This is a genomic window from Psychrobacter sp. JCM 18901 (assembly GCF_000586435.1).
In the GTDB taxonomy this organism is placed as follows: domain Bacteria; phylum Pseudomonadota; class Gammaproteobacteria; order Pseudomonadales; family Moraxellaceae; genus Psychrobacter.
In genome coordinates this window covers 1-5,490 of sequence record NZ_BAWH01000039.1, presented here as the reverse complement: position 1 = coordinate 5,490, position 5,490 = coordinate 1, and the positions used below count along the sequence as shown (strand labels likewise).

The following is a 5,490-nucleotide window of genomic DNA, read 5'->3' as shown; positions in this document are numbered from 1 at the left end:
GCTTTTTGTTAATCTCTTCAATACCCTCTATTACCATGACCTTTTTGACCACGCCTGTCGGTGTCGCATAGCAAGCATCTTTATCACGAAATTTAAAAAAACCGTAATAATGAGCTTTCAAAATCTGGACGCTTTAGAAAGGTACCTCTGCCTTGATACTTGGTTAATACGCCATCGTCGACCAGCTTTTCAACCGCTTTTCGAACGGTTCCGACTGATACTTGATACTTGTCTGCAAACTCTTGCTCAGTCGGTAAAGGTGTGTTTTCGTCCCATTTACTTTCTGTCAATAAAGTCAAAATGTGCCATCGCACTTGCTCATACCGTGGTATTTTAAATTTTTCTAAGTTTTTTAGCATTATTTCACCACAATTTAAGGGGGTTATGAATTGTTTTACTGTTTTTAAGCATTGTTATCATTTTAGAGATTGGGTTATAACGGAGTACTCTATCTTAAGCGCTAAGAAAACCTTATATATCATTGCAATACTAACGACTGTCTGGCACTTTGTGGGCAATCTTATCTAATTCATATTACTTTTTTTGCTATTATTCCACTTATTTATACGTGCATTTCAGGCTTATACGATTCTGTAATCTAGAAAGTTGTTTGTCAATATTCTCGTAATGCTCTTTACCTATAGAAGTCGATACAGTTCTCTATAGAATTCATGTAGTTAAGCTCAAGGGACAGTAATGACTCTTTATATTCTAGCCGCAATAGTAATATGTATTATTTTGGGCTATACCACCAAGATCAATATTGGTCTATTTGCTATTGCATTCTCATACCTCATTGGCTGTTTCGGGATGGGAATGAGCGCTTATGAAATTGTTGAGCTGTGGCCTCTCAAAATTTTCTTTGTTATTTTTGCCGTCACTCTTTTCTATAATTTTCCTTTAGCGAATGGCGCTTTAGAAAAACTATCGAATCATCTGATCTATAGATGCCGTCATTTTCCCGAGTTTTTACCCTTGGTTATTTTCTTTGCTGCTACCATCGTTGCTGGCTTAGGAGCTGGTTATTACACCGTCTTAGCCACGATGGCACCTATGATTCTATTATTGTCTAAACGTACTAACTTGAATCTTGTCATTGCTACTTTATCTGTTAACTATGGTGCATTAGCTGGTGCTAACTTTATCACCTCACAAAGCGGGGTTATCTTTCGAGAGCTGATGCGCGGGGCCGGCGTTGCAAATGATAATACCTTTACTTATGTTTTAGGTGTCTTCGCAGTTACCTTTCTCATGCCAGTGATCGTCCTAGGTATCTATTGCTTTTTTTAATGCCAAAAATAGCAAAATTGCGATTCAAACGATAGTACCAGAGCCTTTCGATAATAAGCAAAAACAATCTATTATGCTGATTTTTATCATGATGGCTATCGTGCTTATTGTACCCATCTTAAATCTACTAATGCCTAACATAGAAGCGATTCAGTTTTTAAACGCTCGGATTGACATTGGTTTTATCGCCATTATTTTCGCCTTAATCAGTTTATTATTAAAATTAGGTGACGAAAAAAAAGTAATTGCTTTAATTCCTTGGAATACACTTATTATGATTTGTGGGGTCGGTATGCTGATCGGTCTTGGCGTTGAGATCGGTGTTATTTACGAGCTAACAGAATGGCTAAGTACCAACGTTCCTATCTGGATGATACCAATTTTGGTCTTCGTTATTAGCGCAATCATGTCAATCTTTGCTAGTACACTTGGCGTGGTCGCTCCTACTCTATTTCCTATGGTGCTGCCTTTAGCCGTCGCCTCTGGACTTAACCCTCTATTGTTATTTACCTGTATTGTGGTGGGAGCACAAAGTTCATCCCTCTCTCCTTTTTCATCAGGAGCAGTCTAATGTTGGGCGCTTCTCAAGTAGTTATAGAAAAAAACAAGCTATTTAATGCGCTATTATTCAAAGCGGTACCCTTAGATATTGGTATTGGTATATTAGCCATTTTCATTATCCAGCTGCTGTTTTAGCTATTATGTGTTCTTATGTTGAGAATGGGAGCATGCCCTTAAACAAATCCCTTCCAAAAGACAGTTTTGATGCAGCTGTCTTTTGACTGATATATACAACCAAACTTCTTAAATGCCTAATACATTGCCCGTTCTGGCGCTTAGTCTCATCTCACTGAATTCATCTACCAAGTTAGCTCTTTTCCTTATCCAAAAAACATGCCCTAGCACATTTTTAACATCGCTCTCATAGTTATCAATACCTGTAAATCATTGTATTCATTATTTTTTATTGACATTATCATCTTGTATTCGGAAGGTTTTTCTGTCTTTTCTTTCCCTTGATGTTAAGACAATAAGTAATTTTGTATCAGTCATTGTGATAGTACCTTAAAATAAAATTCATGTATACATACATATGTTTCTTGTTATTTTTATAATATTCTGTTACTTTTGCAAAACGCTAAAAACTCTACTTTTATGAAGTTTAGTAGTTATTGTCAGGATGATCTGAACTTCATCTGTCATCACTTTATTATTTTGCTCAGAATTCTATTGAGCTATTCATTAAAAATATACACAAGGAGTGTCGTGTGAACAAACTATCCTATTTGGCTCTTGGCCTTTCTGCACTTACCCTTACCGCATGTAATAAATCTGATACGGCAGCATCTGATGCCAGTTATGACGCCCCTTCACGTCCAGAATGTATCGCCCCAGCAAAACCAGGCGGTGGCTTTGACTTGACTTGTAAACTTGCTCAAGCTGGCTTAAGAGATACTGGCCTATTAGAAGATCCAATGCGAGTCACTTATATGCCAGGCGGCGTAGGTGCTGTTGCTTATAACAAAATCGTTGCCAATGATCGTGCTAATAACGATGCAATCATTGCTTTCTCTACTGGTTCTATCCTAAATCTGTCGCAAGGTAAATTTGGTAAATTCACCGAAAAAGACGTGAAATGGCTAGCAGCCGTTGGTACTGATTATGGTGCTATCGCTGTCAATGCAGACTCACCTATCAAAGATCTAGCAGGATTGGTCGCTGAGCTTAAGTCAAATCCAAAAGCAATCAGTTTCGCCGCTGGTGGTAGTGTTGGCGGTCAGGACTGGATGCAGACAGCTATTTTAGCCAAAGCGGTTGGTGTCAACCCTAGCGATATGACTTATGTTGCGATGGAAGGTGGCGGCGAGGCTATTACAGCTGTAATGGGTAACCATGTGACTGTCGTAAGTGCTGGTATCGCTGAGATCATGCCACAAGCTACTGCTGGCAAATTACGTGTATTGGCTGTATTCGCAGATGAAAGACTGGGCGGCACTATGGCCGATATTCCTACTGCTGTAGAGCAAGGCTATGACGTTACTTGGCCTGTCATGCGTGGTTATTACATGGGTCCAGATGTCAGTCCTGCCGCTTATGACTGGTGGAAAGCAAGCTTTGATAACATGCTTGCGGATCCAAAATTCGCTGAATTACGCGAGCAGCAAGAGCTACTACCATTCTCTATGACTGGTGATGAGCTAGAAGCATACGTTTATAAACGTACAGATGAGCTACGTGAATTGTCTGCTGAGTACGGCCTTGTTGATGCTGCAGCTAAGTAGCATTACTCAGATCATATCCCCTTAATGATTGAATACTGATTTTTATAGTATTTATCGAAGGTTGACAGATGAGATATCTATCAACCTTCTTATTTTGGAATTTAAGGAATACTTCTATGACAATGGAACGTGCATTTTCTGGATTAATGGGGCTGTTTAGCTTATTTTTGGTCTATTTAGCTATTGGTTACGTTGCTCCTATTGCCTATGATCCTATCGGCCCTAGACCCTATCCTATTTTGATTTTCTCATTTACGGCGCTTTTGACCTTGGTTATTGCCTTTCGTCCAGCACGATTTACGAAAGTCATCGATTTAGGCTATAACAACGTCGTGCTTAGAAATCTTGTGCTGTGTGTCAGCGCATTATTAATTTATAGCTTAATTTTCGAGCCTTTAGGTTTTGTGGTTGCTACCACACTGATGTGTTTTGCGGTTGGTTTATTATTTGCCGGCAATCCTATTAAAAGCCTTATCTTTTCAGTTGTGATCAGTATCGCCCTGTATGTCTTATTTGACATAGCTTTGGATGTGATTCTGCCACTTGGAATATTATCAGGAATTATGGGATAGCTATTATGGAAACTTTTGACTTTTTAATGCAAGGTTTTGGCGTAGCGATGTTGCCCAAAAACTTACTTATTGCGCTTATCGGTGCTTTTATTGGTACTGTTGTGGGTATGTTGCCTGGCCTTGGCCCTATTAATGGTGTGGCAATTCTATTACCTTTTGCCTTTGCCCTTGGTCTGCCACCAGAGAGTGCGCTTATCTTACTAGCAGCTGTTTATCTTGGTTGCGAATATGGCGGTCGTATTTCTGCCATTTTACTTAATGTGCCGGGGTCTGCGGCAGCGGTTATGACCTCATTAGATGGCAACCCGCTAGCGGTTCAGGCAAAGCCGGCATCGCCTTATCCATCTCTGCGGTCGCCTCGTTTGTTGGTTCTACGATTGCGACTATTGGTGTGGTCTTATTCGCGCCTCTATTGGCTAAATGGGCGGTGTCTTTTGGACCTGCTGAATACTTCGTATTGATGGTATTCGCGATTTGCTGCTTGAGTGGTTTGGTTGGTGATCAACCTATCAAGACAGCAGTGTCAGCATTGATCGGTTTGGGTCTGGCTACTGTTGGTGTCGATGCAGTCACAGGTATTTATCGCTATACCTTTGATTCAGTCAATTTGTCTGATGGTATTCAGTTCACAACGATCGTTATTGGCTTTTTCAGTGTCAGTGAAATCTTGATTTTGCTCGAAAGAACCAGTACTGGTGGGAAAGTAATCGCGCAAGGTAAGCGTAGCTTGTTCAACCTAAAAGAGTTTCTCTTTACCATTGGCGCTATGGTTCGTAGTGGCATAATGGGCTTTTTCGTTGGTATTTTGCCTGGTGCAGGTGCGACTATCGCGAGTGCAATGACCTATGCTAGTGAACGCAAAATTGCTGGCGACAGTGGCAAATTTGGTGAAGGCGATCTTCGTGGCTTAGCATCTCCAGAGGCGGCTAACAACGCATCAGCATGTGGTTCATTTGTACCGATGTTGACTTTGGGTGTTCCTGGCTCTGGTACTACAGCGGTCATGATGGGTGCGTTGACTTTGTATAACATCACGCCAGGTCCACAGCTATTTACCGAACAGCCAGACATCGTTTGGGGTCTTATCGCTTCATTATTCATCTGTAACGTCATCTTGTTAGTAATGAATATTCCTTTGGTTGGTGTGTTCTCTAAGCTACTTAATGTACCAAACTATATCTTGATACCATCCATTGCTGCTATTAGTTTCGTTGGTGTTTACTCTATCAACAGCACGACCTTTGATATGGTATTCATGGTAGGACTTGGGATATTTGGTTATTTCTTACGTAAGCTACATTTCCCTCTATCAGCTTATTCTAGGTTATGTACTGGAGAGCTAATGG

General features: G+C 40.5%; 3 protein-coding genes and 2 pseudogenes. 4 read left to right on the top strand and 1 reads right to left on the bottom strand.

From position 1 onward, the window contains the following. Positions 1-92: 92 nt before the first annotated feature. Positions 93-314, bottom strand: coding sequence for a GntR family transcriptional regulator (locus TT11_RS16395; RefSeq protein WP_261871178.1), 222 nt, complete (start codon positions 312-314; stop codon positions 93-95). 382 nt (positions 315-696) lie between these two features. Between TT11_RS16395 and TT11_RS16390 the strand changes: the two are divergent. The 4 genes and pseudogenes from TT11_RS16390 (at position 697) to TT11_RS16375 (ending at position 5,487) form a co-directional block, all read left to right on the top strand. Next, positions 697-1,986: pseudogene (locus TT11_RS16390) on the top strand (SLC13 family permease). Positions 1,987-2,558: 572 nt separating this feature from the next. Beyond that, a complete protein-coding gene (locus tag TT11_RS16385) occupies positions 2,559-3,572 on the top strand; it encodes a tripartite tricarboxylate transporter substrate binding protein (protein WP_261871177.1) in 1,014 nt (337 codons plus the stop codon). Positions 3,573-3,688: 116 nt separating this feature from the next. Continuing rightward, positions 3,689-4,144 carry a tripartite tricarboxylate transporter TctB family protein gene (locus TT11_RS16380; protein ID WP_261871176.1) on the top strand — a complete coding sequence of 152 codons (456 nt, stop codon included), beginning with the start codon at positions 3,689-3,691 and terminating at the stop codon, positions 4,142-4,144. A 5-nt stretch (positions 4,145-4,149) separates the two neighbouring features. Further along, a pseudogene (locus tag TT11_RS16375) lies at positions 4,150-5,487 on the top strand (tripartite tricarboxylate transporter permease). Positions 5,488-5,490: the final 3 nt, after the last annotated feature.